Annotated in this window: 23 protein-coding genes; 16 read left to right on the plus strand and 7 right to left on the minus strand. The window is 70.1% G+C overall.

Features of this window, described 5'->3' with window-relative positions:
- Positions 1 to 21: 21 nt before the first annotated feature.
- The 7 genes from QDS12_RS13775 to QDS12_RS13805 all read left to right on the plus strand — a co-directional run bounded on the left by QDS12_RS13775 (position 22) and on the right by QDS12_RS13805 (position 6219).
- Positions 22 to 273, plus strand: coding sequence for a hypothetical protein (locus tag QDS12_RS13775; RefSeq protein ID WP_279879651.1), 252 nt, complete (start codon positions 22 to 24; stop codon positions 271 to 273).
- 61 nt (positions 274 to 334) lie between these two features.
- Positions 335 to 1384 (plus strand): PDZ domain-containing protein, encoded by a 1050-nt coding sequence (locus QDS12_RS13780; protein ID WP_279879652.1) that lies wholly within the window; start codon positions 335 to 337, stop codon positions 1382 to 1384.
- On the plus strand, positions 1381 to 1935 hold the full coding sequence (locus QDS12_RS13785) for a PPA1309 family protein (protein ID WP_279879653.1): 555 nt from the start codon (positions 1381 to 1383) through the stop codon (positions 1933 to 1935). The genes QDS12_RS13780 and QDS12_RS13785 overlap by 4 nt, the downstream gene beginning before the upstream one ends.
- Positions 1932 to 4853: a UPF0182 family protein gene (locus QDS12_RS13790; protein ID WP_279879654.1), complete on the plus strand. Its 2922-nt coding sequence runs from the start codon at positions 1932 to 1934 to the stop codon at positions 4851 to 4853. Before QDS12_RS13785 ends, QDS12_RS13790 begins: the two co-directional genes overlap by 4 nt.
- Before the next feature lie 79 nt (positions 4854 to 4932).
- Complete coding sequence (locus QDS12_RS13795) at positions 4933 to 5391, plus strand: SRPBCC domain-containing protein (RefSeq protein ID WP_279879655.1); 459 nt, start codon at positions 4933 to 4935, stop codon at positions 5389 to 5391.
- Positions 5388 to 5774 (plus strand): metalloregulator ArsR/SmtB family transcription factor, encoded by a 387-nt coding sequence (locus tag QDS12_RS13800; protein ID WP_279879656.1) that lies wholly within the window; start codon positions 5388 to 5390, stop codon positions 5772 to 5774. The genes QDS12_RS13795 and QDS12_RS13800 overlap by 4 nt, the downstream gene beginning before the upstream one ends.
- 1 nt (position 5775) lies before the next feature.
- The gene (locus QDS12_RS13805; RefSeq protein WP_279879657.1) at positions 5776 to 6219 is read left to right on the plus strand and encodes an SRPBCC domain-containing protein; all 444 of its coding nucleotides are present in this window, start codon (positions 5776 to 5778) and stop codon (positions 6217 to 6219) included.
- A 20-nt stretch (positions 6220 to 6239) separates the two neighbouring features.
- On the opposite strand, the gene QDS12_RS13810 is transcribed toward QDS12_RS13805, so the two are convergent.
- Positions 6240 to 7229 (minus strand): sigma-70 family RNA polymerase sigma factor, encoded by a 990-nt coding sequence (locus QDS12_RS13810; RefSeq protein WP_279879658.1) that lies wholly within the window; start codon positions 7227 to 7229, stop codon positions 6240 to 6242.
- Between the two features lie 151 nt (positions 7230 to 7380).
- Here QDS12_RS13810 and QDS12_RS13815 point away from each other — a divergent pair, with 151 nt between their 5' ends.
- Entirely contained in the window at positions 7381 to 7986 is a 606-nt protein-coding gene (locus tag QDS12_RS13815) for a dihydrofolate reductase family protein (protein ID WP_279879660.1), read from the plus strand.
- Here the strand turns inward: QDS12_RS13815 and QDS12_RS13820 are convergent.
- Positions 7932 to 9917 carry a sialidase family protein gene (locus QDS12_RS13820; protein WP_279879662.1) on the minus strand — a complete coding sequence of 662 codons (1986 nt, stop codon included), beginning with the start codon at positions 9915 to 9917 and terminating at the stop codon, positions 7932 to 7934. The two genes, QDS12_RS13815 and QDS12_RS13820, sit on opposite strands and share 55 nt — an antisense overlap.
- 318 nt (positions 9918 to 10235) lie before the next feature.
- Between QDS12_RS13820 and QDS12_RS13825 the strand changes: the two genes are divergently transcribed.
- The 3 genes from QDS12_RS13825 to QDS12_RS13835 are packed head-to-tail and all read left to right on the plus strand — an operon-like array spanning position 10236 to position 11426.
- The gene (locus tag QDS12_RS13825) at positions 10236 to 10646 is read left to right on the plus strand and encodes a hypothetical protein (protein WP_279879664.1); all 411 of its coding nucleotides are present in this window, start codon (positions 10236 to 10238) and stop codon (positions 10644 to 10646) included.
- A 25-nt stretch (positions 10647 to 10671) separates the two neighbouring features.
- Complete coding sequence (locus QDS12_RS13830; protein ID WP_279879666.1) at positions 10672 to 10935, plus strand: SHOCT domain-containing protein; 264 nt, start codon at positions 10672 to 10674, stop codon at positions 10933 to 10935.
- Entirely contained in the window at positions 10932 to 11426 is a 495-nt protein-coding gene (locus QDS12_RS13835) for a DUF6325 family protein (RefSeq protein ID WP_279879668.1), read from the plus strand. Before QDS12_RS13830 ends, QDS12_RS13835 begins: the two co-directional genes overlap by 4 nt.
- Positions 11427 to 11471: 45 nt before the next feature.
- On the opposite strand, the gene QDS12_RS13840 is transcribed toward QDS12_RS13835, so the two are convergent.
- The 3 genes from QDS12_RS13840 to QDS12_RS13850 all read right to left on the minus strand — a co-directional run bounded on the left by QDS12_RS13840 (position 11472) and on the right by QDS12_RS13850 (position 13807).
- Positions 11472 to 12344: an alpha/beta hydrolase gene (locus tag QDS12_RS13840; protein ID WP_279879670.1), complete on the minus strand. Its 873-nt coding sequence runs from the start codon at positions 12342 to 12344 to the stop codon at positions 11472 to 11474.
- 217 nt (positions 12345 to 12561) lie between these two features.
- Positions 12562 to 12990: a nucleoside deaminase gene (locus QDS12_RS13845; protein WP_279879672.1), complete on the minus strand. Its 429-nt coding sequence runs from the start codon at positions 12988 to 12990 to the stop codon at positions 12562 to 12564.
- Positions 12977 to 13807 carry an LLM class flavin-dependent oxidoreductase gene (locus QDS12_RS13850; RefSeq protein WP_279879674.1) on the minus strand — a complete coding sequence of 277 codons (831 nt, stop codon included), beginning with the start codon at positions 13805 to 13807 and terminating at the stop codon, positions 12977 to 12979. The genes QDS12_RS13845 and QDS12_RS13850 overlap by 14 nt, the downstream gene beginning before the upstream one ends.
- Positions 13808 to 13899: 92 nt before the next feature.
- Between QDS12_RS13850 and QDS12_RS13855 the strand changes: the two genes are divergently transcribed.
- Positions 13900 to 14358 (plus strand): Lrp/AsnC family transcriptional regulator, encoded by a 459-nt coding sequence (locus tag QDS12_RS13855; protein WP_279879676.1) that lies wholly within the window; start codon positions 13900 to 13902, stop codon positions 14356 to 14358.
- 84 nt (positions 14359 to 14442) lie between these two features.
- Positions 14443 to 15690: a PP2C family protein-serine/threonine phosphatase gene (locus tag QDS12_RS13860; RefSeq protein WP_279879678.1), complete on the plus strand. Its 1248-nt coding sequence runs from the start codon at positions 14443 to 14445 to the stop codon at positions 15688 to 15690.
- 115 nt (positions 15691 to 15805) lie between these two features.
- On the opposite strand, the gene QDS12_RS13865 is transcribed toward QDS12_RS13860, so the two are convergent.
- Positions 15806 to 16765 (minus strand): trypsin-like peptidase domain-containing protein, encoded by a 960-nt coding sequence (locus QDS12_RS13865; protein WP_279879680.1) that lies wholly within the window; start codon positions 16763 to 16765, stop codon positions 15806 to 15808.
- A gap of 457 nt (positions 16766 to 17222) precedes the next feature.
- Between QDS12_RS13865 and QDS12_RS13870 the strand changes: the two genes are divergently transcribed.
- On the plus strand, positions 17223 to 19766 hold the full coding sequence (locus QDS12_RS13870) for a LuxR C-terminal-related transcriptional regulator (RefSeq protein WP_279879683.1): 2544 nt from the start codon (positions 17223 to 17225) through the stop codon (positions 19764 to 19766).
- Positions 19767 to 19776: 10 nt separating this feature from the next.
- Here the strand turns inward: QDS12_RS13870 and QDS12_RS13875 are convergent, their stop codons facing one another.
- Positions 19777 to 19992, minus strand: coding sequence for a hypothetical protein (locus tag QDS12_RS13875; RefSeq protein ID WP_279879685.1), 216 nt, complete (start codon positions 19990 to 19992; stop codon positions 19777 to 19779).
- Between the two features lie 1139 nt (positions 19993 to 21131).
- Between QDS12_RS13875 and aspT the strand changes: the two genes are divergently transcribed.
- On the plus strand, positions 21132 to 22823 hold the full coding sequence (aspT, locus tag QDS12_RS13880; RefSeq protein ID WP_279879687.1) for an aspartate-alanine antiporter: 1692 nt from the start codon (positions 21132 to 21134) through the stop codon (positions 22821 to 22823).
- Positions 22824 to 22855: 32 nt separating this feature from the next.
- Positions 22856 to 24487 (plus strand): bifunctional aspartate transaminase/aspartate 4-decarboxylase, encoded by a 1632-nt coding sequence (locus tag QDS12_RS13885; protein WP_279879689.1) that lies wholly within the window; start codon positions 22856 to 22858, stop codon positions 24485 to 24487.
- Positions 24488 to 24630: the final 143 nt, after the last annotated feature.

The raw sequence follows: 24630 nt of genomic DNA on the forward strand, positions 1-24630 counted from the left end.
CGCTGAAATAGCCTGGGCTGCGTGGAGATCCTGCTCTGGCTCGTGCCGCCCGCGGTCGTGACGGTGCTCGCGATGCTCTGGGTGGGTTGGCTCGGTCGCGAGGGCCGGGGCGAGGTCGACCGGGACACCGCCGTACGCCGCATGGGCGAGGCGCTGAGCCGCCCGCCGCGGCCGCAGGTCGTCGTACGCCGGCAGCCGCGCGAGCGGTCGACGGGTGTCGCCGTCCGCGCCCCGCGGGTCTCGCCCGAGTCGACCGACGGCAAGGCCTCCTGAACCTCTCAGCGGCCTCTTGGCTGCTCATGGGAGGGTTGTCGCCGTGAAGATGGCGTCGTCGATGACTCAGCGGACGCTCGCGGGCCTCATCGCGGTGCCGCTGGTGGTCGCCCTCCTGGTGGTGGCGTGGGTGAGCCCGCTGCCGTACGTCGTCTACCGACCCGGGCCGACCCTCGACGTTCTCGGCAAGACGGACGGCAAGCCGATCATCCAGGTCTCGGGTCACCAGACCTACCGCGACGGCGGCAAGCTGCGCATGACGACCGTGTCGGTGACCAGGCCCGACACCGACGTGCGGCTTCCCGAGCTGCTCGCCGCGTGGGTCAGCAAGAAGGACGCGGTCTACCCGTGGGACGCCGTCTACCAGAAGGGGACGACCGACACGGAGAGCCGGCAGGAGGGCGCCGTCCAGATGGCGTCCTCGCAGGACGTCGCCACCGCGATCGCCCTCCAGCAGCTCGGTGTCAAGGTGCCCGAGGTCGTGAAGATCGTCGACGTCGTCAAGGGCGCGCCGGCCGAGGGGAAGCTGAAGGCAGGCGACGTCATCGTCAGCATCGACGGGACGAAGGTGACCGGCACCGACCAGGGCGTGGGGCTGATCCGGAAGGCGAGCGCCGGCCAGGCGCTGGACTTCGCCGTGGAGCGCGACGGCAAGGAGCAGCATGTCAGCGTGACCCCGGCCGTCCAGGACGGCACGCCCCGGATCGGAGCGACGGTCGGCGCGGACTACGACTTCCCCTTCGACGTGAAGATCAACATCAGCGACGACATCGGGGGGCCGAGCGCGGGGCTGATGTTCTCGCTCGCGATCTACGACGTCCTCACCCCGGGGTCGCTGACCGACGGACAGCCGATCGCCGGCACCGGCGAGATCGAGCCCGACGGATCGGTCGGCCCGATCGGCGGGATCCAGCAGAAGATCGCCGCCTCCGACCGGGACGGCGCCAAGCTCTTCCTGGTCCCGAAGGACAACTGCGCCGAGGCGCTCGGCGCGGCCAAGGGCGACGTCAGACTGGTGAAGGTCACGACGATGCACGATGCGGTCACGTCGGTGGAGGACTGGGCGCACGACCACAGCGCCAAGCTGCCGACCTGCGGAGGAGGGGCATGAGCCTCGAGATCAGCGACACCGACCCGGCCCTGGCCGCGGCCGTGCTCGAGCTGGAGACCCACGCCAGCGGGCAGGGGTGGGACCGGCCGGCGACCCTGTACGCACTCGTGGACACCGGTGCGCTCGTCGCCCAGGAGCCGGCCCTGGCCGCGCTCATGGGGCTCGACGACGCCTCGGCCGCCGGCAGCATGACCCCGGTCGAGCAGGAACAGCTCACGCGCCCGCTCGAGGAGGTCCTGCCCACGATCAGCTGGCCGGCCGACGTCGTGGGCTGCGCTGCCGTCGTCGAGCGCCTGGTGCTGCCGCCGGGCGTCGACGACGAGATCCCTGACGAGCCGGCGGCGGCGGAAGAGTTCGCCCGCAACCACCCGGACCGTCAGGAGGTCCGGATGGTCGTCGGTGTCACGCGTGCCGGGGCGTCGTACTGTGCGTTGCGTCTGCGTGCCCACGACGAGCCCGAGTCGGTGGTGGCGGGGGACGAGCTGGTCCCGCAGCTGGTCGCGCTGCTGCGCGGCACGTTGGAGGACGACCCGGAGGTGGACGCGCCGTGAGCGAGCTATTCGACGACGACCCGCGAGACACGCCGACGCGGAGCTCCGGCCGTACGCGTGCCCTCATCATCACAGCGATCGCGCTCGCGCTGTTCTTCTTCCTGCTGACGACCTTCGCGTCCCTGTGGACCGACCGGCTGTGGTTCGACCAGCTCGGCTACGGCAGCGTGTTCAGCAGGCTGTTCTGGGTCCGCACCGGGCTCTTCCTCGGCTTCGGTCTCGCGATGGGCAGCGGCGTCGCCGCCACGATCGTGCTGGCCTACCGCAACCGGCCGCTCTTCCACCCCTCCTCGGGCGACAGCGGGCTGGAGCGCTATCGGGACGCCATCACCCCGATCAGGACGTGGCTGCTCGTCGGGGTCTCGGTCATCGCCGGCGTCTTCGCGGGCGCCTCGGGCGCGGGCAAGTGGCGCTCCTACCTGCTCTGGCGCAACGGCGGCTCCTTCGGCACGAAGGATCCCTACTTCGGCAAGGACATCGGCTTCTACGTCTTCGACCTGCCGTGGTGGCACCTCGTCGTCAACTTCGTCATGGCCGCGTCGATCGTCTGCCTGCTGCTCTCGCTGCTCGTGCACTACCTGTACGGCGGCATCCGGCTGCAGTCCCAGCGCGACCGGGTCTCCCGGCCGGCGCAGGTCCAGCTCTCGACCCTGATCGCGCTCTTCGTGCTGGCCAAGGCGGTCGACTACTGGCTCGACCGCTACGACCTGGTGCACGGCGCGGGCCCGAAGATGACGGGCATCTCGTTCACCGACGACCACGCCGTGCTGCCCGCCAAGGCCATCCTGGCTGGCATCGCGGTGATCTGCGCGGCCCTGTTCCTCCTCAACATCTGGCGCCGCACCTGGCTCCTGCCCGGCGTCGGAGCAGCACTGCTCGTGGTCTCGGCGATCCTGCTCGGCTTGATCTGGCCGGCGATCGTGCAGGGGTTCCAGGTGCGCCCGTCGCCCGACAAGGAGACGCCGTACCTCGCCAAGAACATCGAGGCGACCCGGCAGGCCTACGACATCGACAAAGCCAACGTCTCGGTCGAGAACTACACCGCGCAGGCGTCCGCGACCGTGTCCCAGTCGCTCGCCACCGACCTCGACAAGCAGGTCGCCTCGGCGCCGCTCGTCGACCCGTTGCTCGTCCACGAGCTGTTCACGGAGAGCCAGCAGGCGCGCAGCTACTACTCGCTGCAGCAGCCGCTCGACGTCGACCACTACGTCATCGACGGCAAGGACCGCGCGCTGGTCCTCGGGGTGCGCGAGCTCGACCAGAGCGGCATCGACCCGAGCGACCGCAGCTGGACCAACCTGCACACGACCTACACCCACGGGTCCGGCGTGATCGCGGCGTACGCCAACCAGCGCTCCCGCGACGACCGCACCGAGAGCCCCAACATCCAGTGGGCGCAGGGCAACCAGTCCACCGACGGCAACCAGCCGGCGCAGGACGACCTCGTCAACGGAGGCCCGGGGAAGTTCGAGCAGCGGGTCTACTTCGGGGAGAAGTCGACGACCTACGCCGTGGTCGGCCGGCCGTCGGGGGCCGCGCCGGTCGAGCTCGACCTCGGCGCGGGGCAGGACAGCGACACCCACACGACGTACGACGGCGTCGGCGGTGTGCCGATCGGCTCGAAGTTCCGCCGCCTGCTCTACGGCATCAAGTTCGGGTCCTCGAGCTTCCTGCTGTCGGGGCGGATGAACGACGACTCGCGGGTCCTCTACGACCGCACCCCGCGCGAGCGGGTCGAGAAGGTCGCCCCTTGGCTGACCCTCGACGACGACGCCTACCCGGTGGTCGTCGACGGCCGGATCCAGTGGGTGCTCGACGGCTACACGACGACCGACCGCTACCCGGGCGCGGAGCGTGACTCCTTCAAGGACATGACCGACGACGTGCTCCAGCAGGACACCGGCCTGCGGACGCTGCCGACCGACCAGATCAACTACATGCGCAACGCGGTGAAGGCCACCGTCGACGCCTACGACGGCACCGTCCGGCTCTATGCCTGGGACGACTCCGACCCGATCCTGCGGGCCTGGTCGAAGGCGTTCCCCGGCACGGTGCTGCCCCGCTCGGCGATCCCCGATGACCTGCGCCCGCACCTGCGCTACCCGGAGGACCTCTTCAAGGTCCAGCGCTTCCAGCTGGCCAAGTACCACGTGACCGACGCCCGGGCCTTCCAGCAGGGCTCCGACTGGTGGCAGGTGCCGGTCGACCCGGAGTCCACGGGCAAGTTCATGGCGCCGTACCGGATGTTCCTCGACGAGCCGCGCTCCGACAAGGAGGTCTGGTCGCTGTCGACGACCTTCTCGCCGACCAAGCGCAACAACCTGGCGGCGGTGATGACCGTGAACTCGGACGCGACGTCGGCCGACTACGGGAAGATCCAGGTGCTGGAGCGGCTCGACCAGCAGACCCAGGGGCCGCGGCAGGTCGCCTCGGACATGAAGAACGACTCGGCGATCTCGAACGCCCTGCTGCCCTACCGGGGGACCGGGTCCCTGCTCCAGTACGGCAACCTGCTGACGATCCCCACGACCTCGCACGGGCTGATCTACCTGATGCCGGTCTACGCCAGGCAGGGCACGGCCTCGCCCTACCCGAAGCTCGCCTACGTGCTGGTCTCCTACGACAAGCACCTGGGCTACGGGCAGACGTTGCAGCAGGCGATCACGTCAGCGCTCCGGTCGACGACCTCGACGCCGACGCCCTCGCCGACGGCGCCACCCACCCCGCCGCCGTCCGGGTCGCCGACCCCGTCGAGCGGCAACGCCGAGCAGCAGGCCCGGGCCCTGCTCGACGAGGCCCAGACGCTCTTCACGCAGGCCGAGACCGCCGGCAAGGCCGGCGACTTCGCCAAGCGGGAGGATCTCCTCAAGCAGGCGCAGGCGAAGGTCGCCCAGGCGGTCAGCCTGCTCGGCGGCTGAATCTTCCCGCAATCGATGGTTGCGCATTCCTTCCGCAGCGCGTAGTGTCATCCGCAACCAAACGTTGCGGGAGGATGTCATGGAGCTGGGATCCATCGAGCGCGAGCTCTACATCGAGGCGACACCCGAGATCGTCTTCCAGGTCGTGAGCGACCCGGAGCACGTCGCCCAGTGGTGGCCCGACGAGGCACGCTACGAGGCGGTCGTCGGGTCACCGGGCGAGATCCTGTTCGCCCTTCCGGACGGCGACCACGTCGACACGCTGACGGTCGTCGAGCTGCAGCCGCCGACGCGCTTCTCCTTCCGCTGGACCTACCCGGCGGAGGAGGAGGCCGCGGAGGGCAACTCCCTGCTCGTCACCTTCGAGCTCGTCCCGCAGGGCGAGGGCACGCTGGTGCGCTTCCGCGAGACCGGCTTCCGCGAGCGCGGCTGGGAGGCTGCGGTGCTCGAGGCGCAGTACCAGGACCACGTGTCCGGCTGGGACTACTTCCTGCCGCGCCTGGCCTCGTACGCCGCGAAGCTGGACGCCCGGCCATGAGCGGCCCCGTCGACGACGAGCTGTGGTCGGCGATCGGCGACCCGACCCGGCGGCAGATGCTCGACCTGCTGCTCACGGCCGGCTCGGGCACGGCGACCTCGCTCAGCGAGCGGCTGCCGGTGAGCCGACAGGCCGTCGCCAAGCACCTGGCCGTCCTGGACAGGGCAGGTCTCGTGCACGGCGAGACCGCCGGCCGCGAGCGGCACTACCGGATCGACGGCGAGCAGTTCGAGCGCGCGCTCGCGCAGCTCAACACCGTCAGCACCGCCTGGGACGGCCGGCTGCGTCGCATCAAGCGCCTGGCCGAGTCCCTGCAGCAGGCGGCGAACGCACCGCAACCGAAGACCCAGAACGAACCGAACACCCAGAACAAGGAGGAGTGAGATGGTCGACATCCTGCACCGGGTCGCGGTCGAGGGGACCGCGCCCGAGAAGGTCTACGACGCCCTGACCACCATCGACGGCCTCGCCGGCTGGTGGACGACCGACACGACCGGGGACGCCGCGGAGGGCGGCGTCATCGCGTTCCGCTTCCCGCCCGGCGGGTTCGACATGAAGGTGCTCGAGACGACCCCGGGCGAGCACGTCCGGTGGGAGGTCGTCGACGGGCCCGAGGAGTGGATCGGCACGACGGTCGACTGGCGGCTGCGGGCCGACGACGACTGGACGATCGTGATGTTCGAGCACCAGGGCTGGGCCGAGCCGGTGGAGTTCATGCACCACTGCAGCACCAAGTGGGCGACGTACCTCATGAGTCTCAAAGGGCTCGTGGAGACCGGCACCGGCGCCCCGGCGCCGCACGACGTCCACATCGCCTTCCCGGACTGAGCCCGGGACGCCGGCGGCCGTCAGAGGTGACGAGGGAGGCCGAACGCCGCGAGCACGGTGCTCTCGAACCGGGTCATCGCGCAGATCCGGTCGCCGGCGAGGGTGAGGACGAAGACGCCGGTGCCGTGCCGGACCCCGTCGGGGGCGCGGACGTAGACCCCGACGGCCGGCTGCCGGTTCGCGCCCGTCGGCACGAGGGTGTAGCGCCGACCCGCGCCGAAGAGCAGGGAGCAGAACTCCCCGACGGCCGCCGGGCCGACGTACTCGAACGGCATCGGCGGCATGGCGATGAAGACGTCGTCGGTGAGCAGCGACACGAGCTCGTCGACGTCGGCCGACTCGTAGGCGTGGACGAAGCGCGCCACGACGGCCTTCTCGGCGACCGAGCCCGGCGGCGGCGCCGCGGTGGTGCCGACCCGCCGCGCCAGCGTGGCACGGGCCCGCTTCAGCGCGGAGGTCACCGACTCGACGGTGACCTCCAGCATGTCAGCGACCTCGCGGGCGGGGTAGCCGAGCACGTCGCGCAGCACCAGCACCGCGAGCTGGCGTGACGGGAGCAGCTGCAGGCCGGTGACGAACGCGAGTGAGATCGACTCCCGCAGCTCGTAGCGGGCATCGGGTCGCGTGTCCGGCAGGTCTTCGAGCAACGAGTCCGGGATCGGCTCGAGCCACACGACGTCACCCCACCGGCTCGGCTCGGGCGGCCGGACGCCGGGGACGTCCCACTCCTTCGCGGTGCGTCGGCCGGTGGCGCGGCGCAGGTTGAGGCATCGGTTGGTCGCGATGCGGTAGAGCCAGGTGCGCAGCGAGGAGCGCTCCTCGAAGGCGTCGAAGCCGCGCCAGGCGGCCAGCAGTGTCTCCTGCAGCGCGTCCTCGGCATCCTGGAGCGAGCCGAGCATCCGGTAGCAGTGCACCTGCAGCTCGCGACGGTGCGGGTCGGTCAGGTCACGGAACGCGTCGCCGTCCCCGGCCCGCGCGCGGGCGATCAGGCTTCTCTCGATGGTGTCCATCTCCGGGCTCCACCTCCTCCGTCTTAACGACACCGCTCGACCCGCGAACTGGGCGCTCCGCCTGCGCCCGATTATCGCCCGGCCCGGGGTCTACCTCATCGGGCTCGCACTCAGCGGCTCACCAATCACGCAGAGCACAGGAGGGATCGCAATGGGAAGGCTGATCGTCAGCACGAACATGACGCTCGACGGCGTCGTCCAGGACCCGACGGGGGAGGAGGGCCTCGCGGGCGGCGGCTGGTTCGAGGAGATGAGCGCGTCGGACCGGGCCGTGTGGGCCAAGCACGAGACGGAGGAGGCGCTCGCCGCGTCAGCCCTGCTGTTCGGGGCGCACAGCTACGAGTGGTTCGCGCGGCGCTGGGCCGGGCGCGCAGGCGTCTGGGGCGAGCGACTGCAGGAGCTGCCGAAGTACGTCGTCTCGCACCGGCGCACGACGACGGACTGGGGACCGGTCACCGTCCTCGGCGGCGTCCCGGCTGTCGACGTACACGCGCTGAAGGGGATCGTCGACGGCGAGGTCCTCGTCTACGGCTCCGGCCGGTTGCTGGGCACCCTGTTCGACCACGGGCTCGTCGACGAGCTGCGGCTGTTCGTCTTCCCGACCGCGCTCGGCGCCGGCCGCCGCCTCTTCGAGGACGTCGGCACCCAGCGGCTCGACCTGCTCACGAGCGAGCCGCTGGGTGACGGCGTGTGCCGGATGGTCTACCGGGTCCGGTGCGGTGTCGGTACGTCGACCGAGTCGGTGAACAGCTCCTGATCGTTGGCCCGCTGTCCGTTGGGCTCGATCGCCGTGCACAGCCGGGGCGGGTTGCCGGGCGTCGCGGTGCCGGGGCACACGAACAGGTCGACCGCCCGGGTGTCGCTCCAGGCCGGGTGCGCCCGCCCGTTCGTCACGGTCAGGCCGGTGTAGTCGCCGTAGAACTGCCCGCCCTTCGGCCCGGCGAACTGCGTCGGCGGCGGCATCGAGCTCGTGGTGACGCGGGTGGCCGCGAACCGGGTGAGGTCACGGCTGCCGGACAGGCTGAGGTCCGAGTAGCCGGTCGTCTCGTCCGAGCCGTACTGCCGGTCGTAGTAGTCGACCGCGAGCGTCCCGCGGGAGCTGAAGGCCGCCCAGTGCCAGAACTGGTCGGTCGTGGCCTGCCGGCGCCGCTGGGTGACGCTGGTCTGTGCGCGGGGGTCGGTGGTCGTCCCGGTGAAGGAGGCGCCGCCGTTGTTCGACACGCTGACCAGGATGTCGTTGTTGCAGCCGCCGTCCTTGACGCCTGTGTAGAGGTTCTGGCCGTCGTCGGCGACCCCGGCCGGGAAGCAGCCGTTGGACTCCTGGGAGTGCTGGTTGATGTAGGACGCGAACGTCACGACGACCTGGTTCGGCCTGGTCGGGTTGACCGCGCCGGAGGCGTAGTTCGTCGCCCGGAAGACCGACTTGGTGGAGCTGCCCTTCTCCGGCACGCAGGCCCGGCCGGGGTCGGCCCTGACGCCCTGGTAGGTGTCGCAGTCAGGCAGGTCGTAGTAGTCGCTGACCTTGACCGGCGCGCCGAACGTCGCGCCGCCGTCGGTCGACTTGGCCAGCATGACCTGGTTGCGGTTGTCGTTGCCGGTCACCGCGTTGTTGAAGTTCGACCACGCGACGTAGAGGGCGCCGTCGGGTCCGGTGAACGGGTCGGAGTACTGGTTCTCGTTGCACCTGCCCTGCGGAGTGGGCACGCCGAACGTCCGCGGGCACAGCGTGCTGTCGGTGCTCACCAGCACGCGCGGGCTGAACGTCTCCCCGTAGTCGCTGGAGTGCGCCTCGTAGATGTAGGCGGTGCCGTCGGCCGCGAACTCCGTCCACGTCACGTAGACGCGATCGCGGAACGGGCTGGACAGCGAGGCATCGACCGTCAGCAGCTGCTTGTCCTCCAGGACGCCGCCGGTGCCGGGCTGGTCGAAGAACGAGGTGACGTAGCGGCCCGGGAAGTTCCACGACGCGCCGTGGTTGCCCGTCGAGCGGAAGACGACGAACGCGCTGGACTGGTCGGGGTCGCTGGATGCGATCGTGCCGCGGTTGAACAGCTGGCACGACAGGTAGGCGTTGCCCCGGGTGTCCCAGGCGACCGACGTGTCGCCGCCCGCCTGCCAGTACTGGCGGGCGTTCGCGCCGGGCCCGCGCGTGAAGATGTCCGGGACGGTCGAGTTGTTCCAGGTCCGCCCGCGGTCGAGGGAGTACGCCGTCCCGCACGTCCCGTCGCCCCGCACGTAGTCGTTGTCGGACGCGATGATGTGGTTGCCGTTGAACGGGTCCTGCGAGATGAAGCTCTCGTTGTTGGCCTGGCCACGTCCTTGCAGGTCCCGGTCGGTGATGTTGAGGCAGTTCTGGTTCACCTTCACGTTGCTGCCGCGGCGCTCGCTGCACGCCCCCGAGCCGGCCGGCGCGTAGTTGGCGGGCTGGTGGCCCTGTCCGACGGCGGGCCCGATGCTGTCGGGCGGCGTGTTCGCGGCGCCGTCCGCGCCGTGGTCCTGATCCTCGTCCCCGCCGCCGGGGACCAGCTTGGCGCTGGGGCTCTTCCCGCCCAGCTCCGCGAGGAGCTCCCCGGAGATCAGCCGGCTCTGGATGTTGTTGAGGTGCTTGACGTTGAACGGTTCCGCCCCGGCCGGTGAGCTGCCCACCGTCGGTCCGAGACCGACGGCGAGCAGGCCCGCTGAGCACACGGCGACAAGCGCACGACGTTGGATCCACATATGACCATCCCCGATCGACGAGACGACGGGGCCACCCGGCGTCAGCCGCCAACGGGGCATCGAACCCGTGCCGCGCTGTCCTGGCTGTCCGAGCTTCCCCAGGCGATGAACGCGATGATGAAAATGTGTCGGCACGGGCCGAAGCCTTCAGTCGATGTGGCGATCATCACACCGCCTCCTGCGCTCCGCCAGACGTCGGAGCCGGAAATCTCCGCCGCGTCGGACGGCTGGCTCCGTCGTCCGTTTCGGGGGAGGTCCCTCGAGCCCCTGGGGGAGACGCTCGAGTGCATGGCCGCTCCACGGACGCTCCTGCTGCCGTCCCTGCTGACGCTCCTCCTCGCCCTGCCGGCGTGCGGGGGCAGCGAGGACTCGGCCAGCGCCAAGGTCTGCACGGCCAGGGACGACCTCTCCCACTCCATCCAGACGGTCGTCGACGACGTCAAGGCGGGCAACCTCGGTGACGCCAGGGACCACCTCTCGACGGTCCGGTCGCGAGCGGCCGACCTCAACAAGGCGGTGGCCGACCTGGGCTCGAAGGAGCGGCAGACGCTTCAGCCCCAGGTCGACCGCCTGCAGGAGCAGGTGCAGGGGCTGCGCGACGTCACGAGCCTGAGCCAGCTCCAGACCCAGGTCAGCACCATCTCCGGGAGCGCGTCGGACATCCTCGGCCAGGTGGGCGACGACCTCAACTGCAAGTGAGCGTCGCAGAAGGGAGCACGCTGACATGATCCTGGTGCCGAGGCAGCTGCAGCGCGCGGGGATGACGGGGTCGGTCCCGTACTACGGCGGTCGGTTGACCCCGGCACAGGTCCACGCCCTCGAGCATCCGAACGAACCCCTTCCGCCCTCGCTCCGACTGCCGCCGGTGAGCCGGTCCGCGACGACCCCGAAGGACCCGAAGGTCGTCCGTCAGCTCCGCAAGATGCGGGACAAGGGCGTGATCACCGAGGAGGAGTTCACGACGATCTCCGCCAGGGTGCGGGCATGACCGCCGGGCCGGTGCAGGTCCTGGTGCTCGGGTTCGAGGAGCCGCACTTCGACGGGTCGGTGCTGGCCGAGCTCGCGCGACTCGGCGAGGCGGGCGTCGTACGCCTCGTCGACCTGCTCGTCGTCGGCCGCTCCGATGACGGCTCGCTGCAGACCCTCGACGGCTACCTCGACGGACGCGGCGACGTGGCGGCAGCCCTGCTCGGCGGCGAGGGCCCCGGCGGCGTCTCCGAGGCGGACACCTGGTCGCTGGCCGAGGTGGTTCCTGAGCGAGGCGTGGCCGTCGTCGCCCTGATCGAGCACCTGTGGGCCGGCCCGCTCAGTGCGGCGCTGCGGTCGGCCGGAGCGACCATGCCGGTCGAGACCTGGCTGTCCGACCAGGACCGTGGGCTGCTCGCGTCCCTGGAGGCGCGACGGCCGGTCGACGACACGGGATCACCTCGTCCTGCACCCTCGGGGAGTGCTGGGCATTCGGGCCAACGACTCCGGTGATGCGCGGGCTGACGCGCACCTGCCGTCCGACCTGACCATGACGGCTCAGCGCGTAGCGCGGGTTGCGACCCTGATCAGCCGCACGACGGCTTCGGGGTGCGAGATCATCGAGACGTGTGATGCGCGCACCCGAGTGATGTCCGCGCCGGCACGCTCCGCCATGAACAGCTGTGAGGCGGGCGTGATGATCCTGTCCCGTGTGCCGAGGAGGTACCAGGAGGGGATCGTCTTCCACGCGGGCTCGCCGGACGGTTCGGTGCCCGCCGCGAGGGTGAGCGGGCGCTGCGTGGCGGCCAGCACCAGCGCCTCACGGCGGGGGAGGTCCTGGGCGAAGAAGTCGGTCACGACCGAGGGCTTGAGGTAGACGTCCGCGTCGCCGGTCGGCGCACCGGGATAGGGGCGGACGTCGAAGAGCGTCGCGGGGTCGCCGGCGAGCGCCGAGCCGGCACCGACCAGGCTGTTGACGGTCTCGCCCTTGTCGGGGGCGAAGGCGTCGACGTAGACCAACGCCCTGACGTTCTCGTTCCCGGTCGCGGCGTTGGTGATGACGGCGCCGCCGTAGGAGTGCCCGACCAGCACGATCGGCCCAGGGACGGTCTCGAGGAAGGCACGCACGTAGGCGCTGTCCGCGGAGAGTCCGCGCAGTGGGTTCGCCACCGCGAGCACGGTGAATCCGCGGCGCTGGAGCCGGGTGATCACACCGGACCAGCCGGAGGAGTCGGCCCAAGCGCCGTGCACGAGCACGATGGTGGGCTTGGCGCCGTGAGATGAGCTCTCGCCGTGACGGTCAGTGGTCGCCGGCGCGGAGGTCTGAGCATTGGTGGCGGACAGCGGTGTGAGGAGTGCCGCCACCGCAACGAGTGCGGTGGCGAGACCGCGAAGGGACGGGCGGCGGCGCGAGGGGTTCTTCTGGGGCATGGCTGGCTCCAGGTGTGAGGACACGGGTTCGGCCCCAGGCTCCGCGGCGACACCTCGGAGAGGGTTCCCCCGAGTCGGGTGATGTCAGTTCGTGGGGTGGAGCCTCGGCCCGATCTGCGGTTGCGGACGAGGTGGTCTTCTCGGGTAACCGGTCTGCGGATCGGGCGGTGCCGCTCGGGACCGGCCGGCAACCACGGTCCGTGTCGCTCGCCGGGTGTCAGGTGGCGTAGTACCGGCGGATGGGAGCGCTGGCCTCGTCGAGGAGAGCGGGCCCGACCTGTGGGACGTCCCGCCACGAAGAGCCCGGGTTGATCGCGATGAGCTGCTCGGTCGCGAGAGCGTAGACCACTCGGCCGAGACCGGAGCGCACGACGGCTCCGGTGCACATGGCGCACGGCTGGCAGCTGGTGTACATCGTCGTGCGCGCCGCGACCTCCGGCTCGAGCTCTCGCGCCGCCCACCGCGCGAGCTTGAGCTCAGGGTGGGCCGTGATGTCCTCGTCACGTCGCACGGTGTTGTGGGCCTCGACGAGGATCGTGCCGTGCTGGTCGGCCAGCAGCGAGCCGTAGGGGGCGTCGCCCGAGGTGACCGCGGCGTCCGCGATCGCGATCGCACGGCGCAACAAGGTCTCGTCAGATGTGCGCAAGGTTGCGCTCCTTCCACTGGGTAGCGATTGCGGTCAGCGCTCGCCACGCGTGCTCAGGGTGGTGGAGATCCTCCGGATTGCCCGTGTACGGATCCAGGATCACCGTCCCGGCGCCGAGGCGTCGCAGCCGGTCCAGGTCCTCGATGATCTGCTCGATGCTCCCGATCCCGAGCCCCCGGTGCTCCTCGTGCAGCGGAGTCTCCGACACCTGCAGACTGATCCGGGGGTTCACCTCGGCGATGCCGCTCATTCGGTGTGCTGCGGCGAGTTCGCCCAGCGACGCGCGCAGCGGGTGCCAAGCCGCCCCGAACCTCTGGCAGCGCCGGAGTGCGCGCGCTCCATTTCCGCCGACCCAGACGGGGATCGCGCTTCGGTCACCACCCAGCAGCTGCGTCCACGTCTCCTGGATCGTGCTGAGCGCGCGATCGGTCAGGGCGGCACGGTCGCCGAACGAGATCCCCAGGGCGTCGAACTCCGGCTCGGACCAGCCGACACCGACACCGAGCACGAATCGGTCGCCACTGATCTCGCGCAGGTTGGCGGTCATCCGCGCGACGAGCAGGGCGCTGCGGTACGGCAGGATGAGGACGCTCGTCCCGAGTCGGATCCTCTCGGTGAGTCCGGAGAGCCAAGCGATCGTGGTGAGCGGATCGTAGAACGGCTCGGGGTAGCGGTCTGCGAAGTCGTCGGTGACAACCACGTGATCGGAGACCATCAGGGAGTCGAACCCGAGATCCTCGACCAGTCGAGCCCAGTCGCGTAGGAGCCCGGGATCGCCGCCGGGCCCGAAATGGGGCGCATTGACACCGATCAGCACCCTGAGAGCCTAGGGTTCGGGCCCGTTGCCGAGAAGGTCCGATTCGCGGCATCGGGCGAGATGCGCCGGGAGATCCACGGTAATCTGACGCAGTGACCGCGAACTTGGATGGTGTCGATTGGGCGATCATCGCGGAGTTGCAGACAGACGCCCGGATCTCGGTCAGCGAGCTCGCCAGGCGGGTGAACCTCGGATCCTCGGCCACCGCCGAGCGGCTCCGCCGGCTTGAGTCAGGCGGCGTCATCACCGGCTATCGGGTGGTGATCGACCCGGCTGCGGTCGGCTATCCGGTCCTTGCCATCGTGCGGTTGAAATACCCGGGCAGTCGTCATGATCGGTTGCACCAGATCCTCGCCGAGTGCCGCGAGATCCTCGAATGCGTTCGCACCACCGGAGAGGACTGCTACACCCTGAAGGTCGTGGCAACGTCCATGCCGCACCTCGAGCGGGTCGTCGACCAGCTCGCCGCTCTGGGTAGCACGACGACCAACGTCGTCTACAGCGAGACACTTCCACTCAGAGGTCCTACGCGGCCGCCCGTCTCCCCGTGATCGGAACAAGCCCCTGAACGCTGTACCCCTGAGCGCACTCATGTCGGCAAATCCGCTCGGGTGCCCCCATGGGTCAGCGGTGAGATGGCGCTCGACCTGAGCGCGCACGGTCCCCCGGCGACATCGCCACCTCGTCCTCGGTACTTCGCAGGCAAAATCGGAGCAAACCTGGCTCGCGCGGCTGCAGGGTGCCTACGATCAGCCGCGGCGTTACTCGAGACGACGGGCATAGGGATGGACGCACACGGGACTCGAGTTCCTGCATCGCGAACGGTGATGGCCTCGGCCGTTCTCTGGCTGGCTCTGGTGGCAGTCGCAGACGTGGTCCTCCCGCCCCACGTGGTCCCGGATCCCCTGTTCGCGCTTTCACCACTCATCGCATGCTCGGTCCTCAGTCCGCGCACCACCGCCGCGTTCGGCGCGGCCGCAGTTGCCCTCCTGGTCGCGTCGGGTATCGGGAACTCGACCTGGAGTACGGCGCAACAGTGGATTCGGCTCCTCGACGTCGTCGTGGTCAGCCTGGCCGCCGTCTGGATCGCCGCCATCCGAGTACGGCGCGAGCAGCACACCCAGCGCATCGTCGCGATCGCCGAGACCGCCCAACGCGTCATCCTGCCGACGATCCCGACCCGCGTCGACACCTTGGCCACCGCCACCCGCTACCTCTCGGCGGCGCAGGACGCCGTGGTCGGCGGCGACCTCTACGACTACTCCTTCACTCCCATGCACACTCGCTTCATCGTCGGGGACGTGCGCGGCAGCGGCCTCCCGGCCGTCGAACAGGCCGCGCGCACCATCCGGGCCTTCCGGCAGAGCGCAGCGCTCAACCAGCCCCTCACTGAGGTCGCGAAAGACATGGACGCCTACATGAGCCAGTTCCTGCCGGAGGGCGAGTTCGTGACGGTGTTGCTGATCGATCTGACCACGCCGGGGACGATCACCCTCGTCAGCTGCGGACACCCACCCCCGCTGCTCGTACGCCGGGACAGGAGTGCCACCTTCCTGGAGTCACAACCCTCGATGCCTCTCGGCCTGAGTCGGTTGTTCGCCGACAGTCCCCGTCCGCAATCGAGCACCTTCACGTGGCAGCCCGGAGACCGCTTGCTGCTCTACACCGACGGGCTCAGCGAGGCTCGTGACGCGACACGCAGCTTCCTGCCCCTGCTCGACCTGGCGCCCCAACTCCAGGCCGGCGACCTGGAGACCGTTCTCGACGACCTGCTCCTCCAGGTGCGTTCCCACGTCCCGCACGGCGCGATGCGCGACGACCTCGCCGTCGTTCTCCTCGAACGCGCATCCATCGCGAAGCAAGCCGCTGAGTCGAGTCGATAGCGAGGCGGCGATGGGGGCTCGCGGACGTGCTCTCCGACGCCGCAACCCCGGTCGATGCCGACCGTCACCGAGCCCCGGCTGGCGCGGATCGGTACCGCCGCAGTCGCGTCGACGGTCAGTCGGAGAGTTCGCTCGGGTAGGCGACGGCGTCGACGAGCGCGCCGTTGCGCAGCACGGTGATCTCCAGTCGCCGTCCGATGGCGTCGGAGAAGAGCCGCTTCTGCAGCGACTGAGCATCGCCGAGGGGCACGCCGTCGACGGCGAGCACGAGGTCTCCGGCATGCAGGCCGCAGCGGGCCGCCGGGCTGTGCTCGACTACCTCGACGACCCGGAGCGCATGCCGCTGCCCCAACCGGTCGGCCTGTGCCGGGGTCAGCGGTGCGGGAGTGCTGACGAGGCCGAGGTAGGCGCGGCGTACACGGCCGTCGTGGACGAGCGCGTGGATGATCCGGTGGGTGGTGGCGTTGATCGGTACGGCCAGGCCGAGGCCGACGCCGGCCACTGCGGTGCTGATCCCGACAACCTTCCCGCGGCTGTCCGCCAAGGCGCCGCCGGAGTTGCCCGGGTTCAGCGCCGCGTCGGTCTGGATGACGTCCTCGATGAGTCGCGCGGCAGTGCGCGAGCGGGCCGGCATGCTGCGTCCGAGCGCGCTGACGACCCCGGCCGTGACGGTGCCGGCCAGCCCGAGCGGGTTGCCGACCGCGACGACGAGCGAGCCCACCAGGAGCTGGTCGGCGTCGCCGTACTCCGGCGGGCTCGGCACCGGTCGGTCGGCCCGGACGACGGCGAGGTCGGAGAGCGGGTCCCGCCCGATGACCTCGAAGCGCGCGACGGTGCCGTCGGCGAACTCGGCGGTGCCCCCGTCGGCCTCGCCGACCACGTGCGCGTTGGTGAGCAGATGGCCCTCGCCGGTGAGCACCACGCCGGACCCGGCGGACTCGCCGCGGCGCGAGCGGATGTGCAGGGCGGCTACCCGTGGCGTGAGCTGGGCCGCCACGGTGGTGACGATGGCCGAGTAGGCGTCCAGCGCCCCGGACTCGGCAGGGTCGGTCGACACGTCGACCCAACGCGCCATCGACCGTGACCTGTTCCTGGGTTCTCTGAGGGCGAACGCAGTGCCGCCGACGGTTTCAGGGCGCCTGCGGGGACGTCACGCCGCGGGCCGGGTCTCCGGTGCCCGGACCCGATCCGGGCAGCCGGCTCCCTCTGTCAGCACCGCAAACTACGGCGCGTCAGCGGTGATGAGACCCGGCACGCAGGCCCGTACGGCCGCGGACGTCGCGTCAGGGAACGATCTAGCCTGAGACGTGCCGGCGTCGGGCGTCCGTGCAGCTGCGTGTCGCCGGTGGCCCGTGGGTGGTGACGTTGGGCACACTGGCGTCACCCCATTGTCGGCATCGGGAGGCGACATGGTCAGCACTGAACGGGGCTGCGGCTGTCTCCGCTCGCGGCCGGCGCTCCCCACGCCGTACCTCGCTCGGCCACGACTCGACCGACTGCTTGACGAGGTGACGAGTACGTCGGTCACGCTCATGCAGGCTCCCGCAAGCACCGGCAAGACCACGCTTGTTCGCGCCTGGGAGCACCGTGCCGCCACCCTGGACCCAGAGCTCGTGGTGCACTGGCTCACGCGCTCCCACCACGAGGCGCTTCCCGCGTGCCTGCGCGCGGCAGCTGAGGACGGCACCCACTCGGTGGATCACGGCTCGTCGCCAGCGCAGCTCGTCGGGTCTCTCTCGGCCCGACCCTCTCCCCACCACGTGCTGGTCGTCGACGACGCGCACCTGCTGCCGCAGGTCAGCGTCGACCTCCTGAGCGATCTCCTCGAGGAGGCTCCTGGCTCGATGAGGCTCGTGGTCATGACTCGGCAACGGATCGGACTGCCGCTCGTCGTACTGCGTCTCCACGGTTCTGCGCAGCACCTGACACACGCCGAGCTCGCGTTCGATCACCGAGAGACAGCCGAGCTCATCGGGCTGATCGCACCGGACCTGGCGCCCGACGCGGTGTACCGACTCGACGAACTGGCGCGCGGATGGGCGGGGCCGCTGGTGATGAGCGCCCGCGCCGAGGCCGCCGGCCGCGGTGGTGCCACCCATACCGCCATGCAGTTGGGAACAGACTTCCTCGAGCATCTCCTCGCCGACGACTGGGACGCGCTGCCACCGGCGGTCCGGCACACGCTCCTCGCCACCTGTCAGGAGTCGGACATCGGCCCCGAGGCAGCGGCCCTCCTCACGGGAGACCTCGAAGCCTCCGCACACCTCGCCGAGCTCGCGGCGTCGGGGACGCTGGTCGGGTCCACCGTCGTGGCTGACGGCCCGGCATGGCGCGTTCACCCTCTGCTGCGGGAGCTGATGCGCCGTTGGACCGCGCCGGGCGGCGCGCACGTCGACGTGGTCGTGGCCGCGCACGCGCGCGCGGCCCGCGGATACGCCGCACGCAACGACGCTGCCCCTGCGCTGCGCCACGCCCGTCTGAGCGGTGAGCCGGCACTGGTCGTCGACATGCTGACCGAGTACGGGCCCAGCCTGCTGTGCGCGGCCCGGACCGATGAGGTCAGCGAGGCATTCGTCGCGCTTCCTACCACTGTGTGCGAACAGCCGCACGTCCTTGCCATCGACGCGTTGCTGCGGCGGGCGAACGGGGACGTCAACGGTGCCGCTCGCACCGCCGCACGTGCCGCGGCCAGCGCGGTCGGAGTCGACGCAGATCCCGCCCTGCGGGCCGACCTTGCCCTTCTCGGAGTGTGGCAGGGCCGCTACGGCTGGACGGATGTACGCGCGGCGATCCGGACGGCCACGGACATCTTGGGGTGCCACCACGGCGCCGAGAGCCACCACGTCCTGCAGGGCCTGTCGTTGGTGCGGTCGGCATGGCTCATGGTCGAGCTGGCGGCCGCGCAAGCGTGGACCGGCGACCTGTCCGGGGCGGAGATCCACGTACGCGATGGCCTGGTCGCGGCTCGATCGCTCCGGCACCACCGGCTCATCGCCGCCGCCCTCGCACACCGCGCCATGCTGGAAACCATCGGCGGGTCATTCCAGACCGCGGCCGAAACGGCCCGGGAGGCGCTCGCCGAAGCGGCCACCGCCGGCGTGAGCGGGGACCCGTACGTAGGCCGTGCCCACCTGGCCCTGGGGTGGGCGGCGTTCCACGAGCTGCAGATGCGCTCGGCGTCGGACCACCTCGCCCGCGTCGAAGCGGCTCCAGCGGCGATGGCCGACCCGCTGCTGGTCGTCATGGCTGCCCTCCTGAGGGCGCGGCTCCTGGCAGAGGACGGCCGTCTCGACGCGGCGCACCGGGTCTTGACCGGGCGTCTCGAGATCCCGGAGCCGATACCGCTGTTCCTTCGACGACTGTTCGGGGTGGTTCGCGGCCAAACCGCCATGATGGCCGGCGACGCGGAAGCGCTGCGGCTGCAGATCAAGGACTTTCGAGCTCTCGGCCTGCACTCGGAGGCGCAGATCCTCGAAGCGTTTCAGGTCGGAGTGGGCGGTGAACCGGGAGCAGCAGTCGAGATGCTCGACCTGCTGATCGATGGCGAGCCGACGGAGGAGACCGTCGCTGTGGGAGCCCGCGCGTTGCGTGTCGCCCTCTGCCTGCGGTCCGGCGATCTGGACCGTGCCCATGCCCTCGTCCCGGACCTGCTCGCGCGGGCGGCGCCGCAACGCATGCTCCACCTGCTGACCGTCTGCCTGATTGCCCGAGCGCGGTTCCTGCGCGTCCTGCGCGACGAGGCCACCCGCGACGGAGGGCACCCGTGGGCGCAGACCGTGCTCGACGCGCTGTCAGAGAAAGACCGGCAGTTCGGCGAGATCGGGGCACCCGTGGACGCCACCGGACGCGGCGCAGTCTTCAAGGATGCCGACACCGGCGTGCTGGTGACGCTCACCCCGCGAGAGCTCGACGTGCTGGGCCAGCTCGCGCTCGGTGGTTCCTACGCCGACATCTCCCAGGCGCTCTACGTCACTGAGAACACCGTCAAGACGCACGTGGCATCGATCTACCGCAAGCTCGGCGCGGACCGACGCGGCAAGGCGTTGTCGATCGCCCGCGACCATGGTCTGGTGTAGAGCACGTCGGTCACGCCGCGTGGGCGTCCGCCGATCTGAGCACGACCTGCGCCGCCCCGGTGAGGTGCTGGGTGGTGGCGGCGACGACCCCGATCCCGCGCCGTGAGAAGGACGTCACGACCGCGTCGGCCGCGGCTTGGTGCTCGAGCAGGCCGGGCGGAAGCTCCAGGACGAGGACGCGGGTATCGAACGCAGCGGCTGCGACGGCGCCGAGAAGGGCCTGCATCAAGGGAGGTTGCCCGCTGACCCGGTACCGGGCATGAGAGCCGAGGCTCAGCACGGCCAAATCTGACTTCGTGGCTTCGCCGTTACGGAGTAGTCCCGCGCTCTGCAAGACGTCGCCGACGGTCTTGCGACGGTTGAAGCGCCGCCGGCCCGGCACCCAGCCGATACGGATTCGTGGGTCTGGTCCGTGGACCCTGCCGCCTCCCAGCTCGCGTGTGCCCGCGTCCGCGGGCACGTGTCCGGCCAGAGCCAGGGCACACGCGGTGCGACCCGGACCGGGCGGAGCGACCACTCGCACGATCTCTCCCGGAGCCACCGAGAGCGACAGGCCGTCGAACAACCATCCTCGACCTGCGCGGACGCCCAGGCCATCGGTCACCAGCGTCGCCCCAGTCACGAGCGTTCTCCTCCTCTGCACTGCACGAGAGTTGTCGACGGCGGCCACGGCTGGTGGAGCTCCGCAGGGACGCGTGGCTGGTCGTGCCGCCCCGCGCCCACGGACCTGGCCTGCTCAACGTGACGATCGTCCACAGCCCCAGTCCACCGGCGCCGTCGTCCTGCGCCATCACCCACCACGGGGGAGACCGACACAGCGCCCCACCCCCCGTGCCCTCCACGACCTGCAGCGCAGACCTCCGGCTTGGCCAGCGAGAGCTTGCCGACGACGGCGACCAGCACAGCGAGAGCGCCGAGGAGCTTGCGGCGCTGGCCTCACTCGCCGACTCAGGCGGGCGCGGCCCGCGGCGGCGTCCTGCGAGTGTCGCGCCACAGGCCGGCGCGGGGAGAGACGCGGGCAGGAGGTCCGCCCGCACGTCGTGACGGGCACGGAGGGTGAGGCGCCGGTGTCGGCCTCCCCCGTGGTGGGTGATGGCGCAGGACGACGGCGCCGGTGGACTGCCGGCTGTGGACGATCGTCACGTTGAGCAGGCCAGGTCCGTGGGCGCGGGGCGGCACGACCAGCCCCGCGTCCCTGCGGAGCTCCACCGGCCGTGGTCGCCGTCGACCACTCCTTCTCGTGCGGTGCAGAGGAGGAGAACGAGGTTCGGATCGGGCTGACCCACGATCGCGCGCTGCCGAGTGCGGCATCCCAGCAGCGCCAGCCATCGCGAGACGACGACACGACGCGGCACGGGAGTGGACATGTGGGACTGGTTCAAGGACACGTTGCAGGAGCACCAGGAGATCGCGATCTTCCTGACACTCGGGCTCGGCTTCTACGTGGGCCGGCTGCACGTCAAGACGATCGCGCTCGGCTCGGTGACCGGGACCCTGCTCGCCGGCGTACTCATCGGACAGATCGACATCAGCATCGACCCGCTGGTCAAGACGGTCGCCTTCGTCGCCTTCCTGTTCGCGCTGGGCTACAACGTCGGCCCCCAGTTCTTCGCGGGCCTGAAGTCCGACGGGGTGCGGCAGCTCGTGCTCGGGGTGATCTCCTGTGTGCTGGGGCTGATCGGCGCCTACGTCGTGGCCCGCGTGCTGGGCTACGGCGTCGGCTGGGGTTCAGGGCTCCTGGCCGGCGGCCTGACCCAGTCGGCGGTGATCGGCGTGGCCGGCTCGGCGATCGAGAACCTTCCTGGGGTCAGCGCCGAGCAGGCGAAGACCTACGAGTCGCAGATCGCCGTGGGCTACTCGGTGTGCTACCTCTTCGGCACCGCCGCCGCGGCGTACTTCCTCTCGGTCATCGCCCCGCGCCTGGTCGGCACGAAGGACCTGGCGGCGGAGTCGCACGACATGGAGCGCGAACTCGGCACCCGCACCGAGTCGGACATCGAGCTGGCCTACTACTCGGTGGTGCGGCGCACCTACCGGCTCAAGTCGTCGCGCCTCGTCGGCGAGACGATCGGCAAGGCAGAGCAACGCACCCGCGACGACGGGCACCCGATCATCGTGCACCGGGTCCGGCGCGGCGGTGACGTTGTCACGGTCACGCCCGACACGGTGCTGCAGGAGGGCGACGTGGTGGCTATCAGCACCCGTCGCCACGACCTGGTCTCGGAGGGACCGGAGGCGTTCGCGACCGAGGTCGACGACCCTGAGCTGCTGGGCTTCGAGGTCGAGACGCTGCCCATCGTGGTGACCAACCGGGAGCTCACCGGTCGACCCCTGGGCGAGGTGCTCGAGAGGTTCGGCCAGCGGGTCTTCGTCGACAAGCTCGTCCGCGCGGCCGTCGAGGTGCCGTGGTCGACGACGACGGTCATCCAGGCAGGTGACGAGATCGTCGTCCAGGGCGCGAAGGAGTACGTCGACCAAGCCGCCGAGCACCTGGGGTACGCGACCCACACCTCGAGTGTCACCGATCTCTCGTACATCGGCGTCGGCATCGCCCTGGGCTGCCTGATCGGCGTCCCGACCGTCGCGATCGCCGGCGCCGACATCGGTCTGACGACTTCGGGTGGCGCCCTGATCCTGGGCCTGCTGTTCGGCTACCTCCGCGCACGGAGGCCCACCTTCGGCCAGTTCCCCGATGCCGCGAACTGGTTGATGAGCACGGGTGGCCTGTGCCTCTTCGTCGGAATCGTCGGAATCACCGCCGGCCCTGACTTCGTCAACGGCATCAAGTCCGAGGGGCTCGGACTGTTGATCGGCGGCTTGATCGTCACCCTCTTCCCGATGATCACCTGCCTCTACTTGGGCAAGTACGTCTTCAAGTTCCGCACCCCGATCCTGCTCGGTGTGATCGCGGGCGCCAACACCACCACCGCCTCGATCGGCGCGATCACCGACGCCGCGAAGAGCCAGGTCCCGGTACTCGGCTACACCGTCCCCTACGCCGTCGGCAACATCCTGCTGACGATCTGGGGAACGCTCATCGTCGCGCTCCTTGCCTGACCCGTTGTGCATCCGACCGAAGGAGAGAAGTCATGACCATCGAGCCCCCGACCCGCGAGCAGATCGCCCGGCTGCAGACACTGAGCCCGTTCGAGCTCAAGGCCGAGCTCGGCATGCTGGCCGGCGAGCACGAACGACGTACGGCCTTCCACATGCTCAACGCCGGGCGTGGCAACCCCAACTTCGTCGCGACCACGCCGCGGGCAGCCTTCTTCACCCTCGGCCGGTTCGCACTCGAGGAGTGCCGCCGGAACCGGGAGTGGGACGAGACACTGGCCGGCGTCCCCTCCGAGACAGGCATCGCCGAGCGCTTCAACGCATGGCTGGAGAGCCATGCCGGCGAGGAGGGCGCCGACATGCTCGGTCGGCTGCTCACCTACGGGGTGGAGACCTGTGGCTTCACCCCGGACGCGTTCGTGTGGGAGCTGGCCGACTCCGTGATCGGCGACCACTACCCCGAACCGGACCGGATGCTGCACCACACCGAGCACATCGTGCACCGCTACCTGGTGCAGGAGATGGGCGGCCCGAAGGGGTTCGACGGCACCTGGGACCTGTTCGCGGTCGAGGGCGGCACCGCCGCGATGTGCTACGTGTTCGACACCCTCATCAAGAACCGGCTGATCCACCGCGGCGACCGGATCGCGATCATGGCGCCGGTCTTCACGCCCTACCTGGAGATCCCACAGCTCGACGAGTACGCCTTCGACACCCTCCTGCTCGACGCAGCCGTGAGCGGCGAGGACGGGATGCACCTGTGGCAGTACTCCGACGACGAGATCGACAAGCTCCGCGACCCGTCGATCAAGGCGCTGTTCCTGGTCAACCCGAGCAACCCGCCGTCGGTGCGGATCGCCGATGAGACCTTGGCACGGATCGCGCAGATCGTGGCCACCGACAACCCCGGACTGACGGTCATCACCGACGACGTCTACGGCACCTTCATCGACGGGTTCCGCTCGTTCATGGCCGAGGTCCCGCGCAACACGATCGGCGTCTACTCGTTCTCGAAGTACTTCGGCGCCACCGGGTGGCGTCTCGGGGTCATCGCGGTGGGCCGCGACAACATCTTCGACGAGCGACTGGCGGCGCTCCCGGCCGACGACAAGCAGGCTCTCGTCGCGCGTTACGGCACTCTCACCCTGGAACCGGAGAAGATCAGGTTCGTGGATCGCCTCGTGGCCGATAGCCGCTCGGTGGCGCTGAACCACACCGCGGGACTCTCGCTGCCGCAGCAATGCCAGATGCTGCTGTTTGCGGCCTTCTGCCTGCTCGACGACGAGGACCGCTACAAGTCGCTCGCGCAGGGCCTCATCCGTGGTCGGCTGGACCGTCTGATTCGCGGGATGGACGTCGTCCTCGCCGAAGACCCGCTCCGCGTCGGCTACTACATCGAGCTGGACCTCCTGCTCTGGGCCGAGAAGCAGTTCGGCACCGACTTCGCCGGCTGGATGCGCCAGCGCTACGAGCCCACCGACATCCTGTTCCGACTGGCCGAGCAGACCGGCATCGTTGCGCTCAACGGAGGTGGCTTCGCCGGACCGCCGTGGTCGATCAGGATCTCGATCGCCAACCTCGAGGACGAGCAGTACGACCAGATCGGCGCCAGCCTGCGCGCGGTCGGCGAGCAGTATGTCGAGGAGTGGCGGGCCGAGGCGGGCTGATCATCGTGCTACGCCGGGTCGGGGCACGCTGGACCGCCGCTGGATTCCGCGCGGCCCCGGAACTGTGGATGCCGCGCGCCACGGCCGCGTGGTCATCGTGCGCACAACGGAAGCGATGAGACCCGTCGTGACAAACCGACCCC

The sequence above is a fragment of the Nocardioides sp. CER19 genome (assembly GCF_029846275.1).
Lineage (GTDB): Bacteria > Actinomycetota > Actinomycetes > Propionibacteriales > Nocardioidaceae > Nocardioides.

Coding starts and splice junctions, on each gene's coding strand:
- QDS12_RS13780 (WP_279879652.1), top strand. CDS start 335: ATGACTCAGCGGACGCTCGCGGGCCTCATCGCGGTGCCGCTGGTGGTC.
- QDS12_RS13785 (WP_279879653.1), top strand. CDS start 1,381: ATGAGCCTCGAGATCAGCGACACCGACCCGGCCCTGGCCGCGGCCGTG.
- QDS12_RS13795 (WP_279879655.1), top strand. CDS start 4,933: ATGGAGCTGGGATCCATCGAGCGCGAGCTCTACATCGAGGCGACACCC.
- QDS12_RS13800 (WP_279879656.1), top strand. CDS start 5,388: ATGAGCGGCCCCGTCGACGACGAGCTGTGGTCGGCGATCGGCGACCCG.
- QDS12_RS13805 (WP_279879657.1), top strand. CDS start 5,776: ATGGTCGACATCCTGCACCGGGTCGCGGTCGAGGGGACCGCGCCCGAG.
- QDS12_RS13810 (WP_279879658.1), bottom strand. CDS start 7,229: ATGGACACCATCGAGAGAAGCCTGATCGCCCGCGCGCGGGCCGGGGAC.
- QDS12_RS13815 (WP_279879660.1), top strand. CDS start 7,381: ATGGGAAGGCTGATCGTCAGCACGAACATGACGCTCGACGGCGTCGTC.
- QDS12_RS13825 (WP_279879664.1), top strand. CDS start 10,236: ATGGCCGCTCCACGGACGCTCCTGCTGCCGTCCCTGCTGACGCTCCTC.
- QDS12_RS13830 (WP_279879666.1), top strand. CDS start 10,672: ATGATCCTGGTGCCGAGGCAGCTGCAGCGCGCGGGGATGACGGGGTCG.
- QDS12_RS13835 (WP_279879668.1), top strand. CDS start 10,932: ATGACCGCCGGGCCGGTGCAGGTCCTGGTGCTCGGGTTCGAGGAGCCG.
- QDS12_RS13840 (WP_279879670.1), bottom strand. CDS start 12,344: ATGCCCCAGAAGAACCCCTCGCGCCGCCGCCCGTCCCTTCGCGGTCTC.
- QDS12_RS13860 (WP_279879678.1), top strand. CDS start 14,443: ATGGCGCTCGACCTGAGCGCGCACGGTCCCCCGGCGACATCGCCACCT.
- QDS12_RS13865 (WP_279879680.1), bottom strand. CDS start 16,765: ATGGCGCGTTGGGTCGACGTGTCGACCGACCCTGCCGAGTCCGGGGCG.
- QDS12_RS13870 (WP_279879683.1), top strand. CDS start 17,223: ATGCAGGCTCCCGCAAGCACCGGCAAGACCACGCTTGTTCGCGCCTGG.
- QDS12_RS13875 (WP_279879685.1), bottom strand. CDS start 19,992: ATGCAGGCCCTTCTCGGCGCCGTCGCAGCCGCTGCGTTCGATACCCGC.
- aspT (WP_279879687.1), top strand. CDS start 21,132: ATGTGGGACTGGTTCAAGGACACGTTGCAGGAGCACCAGGAGATCGCG.
- QDS12_RS13885 (WP_279879689.1), top strand. CDS start 22,856: ATGACCATCGAGCCCCCGACCCGCGAGCAGATCGCCCGGCTGCAGACA.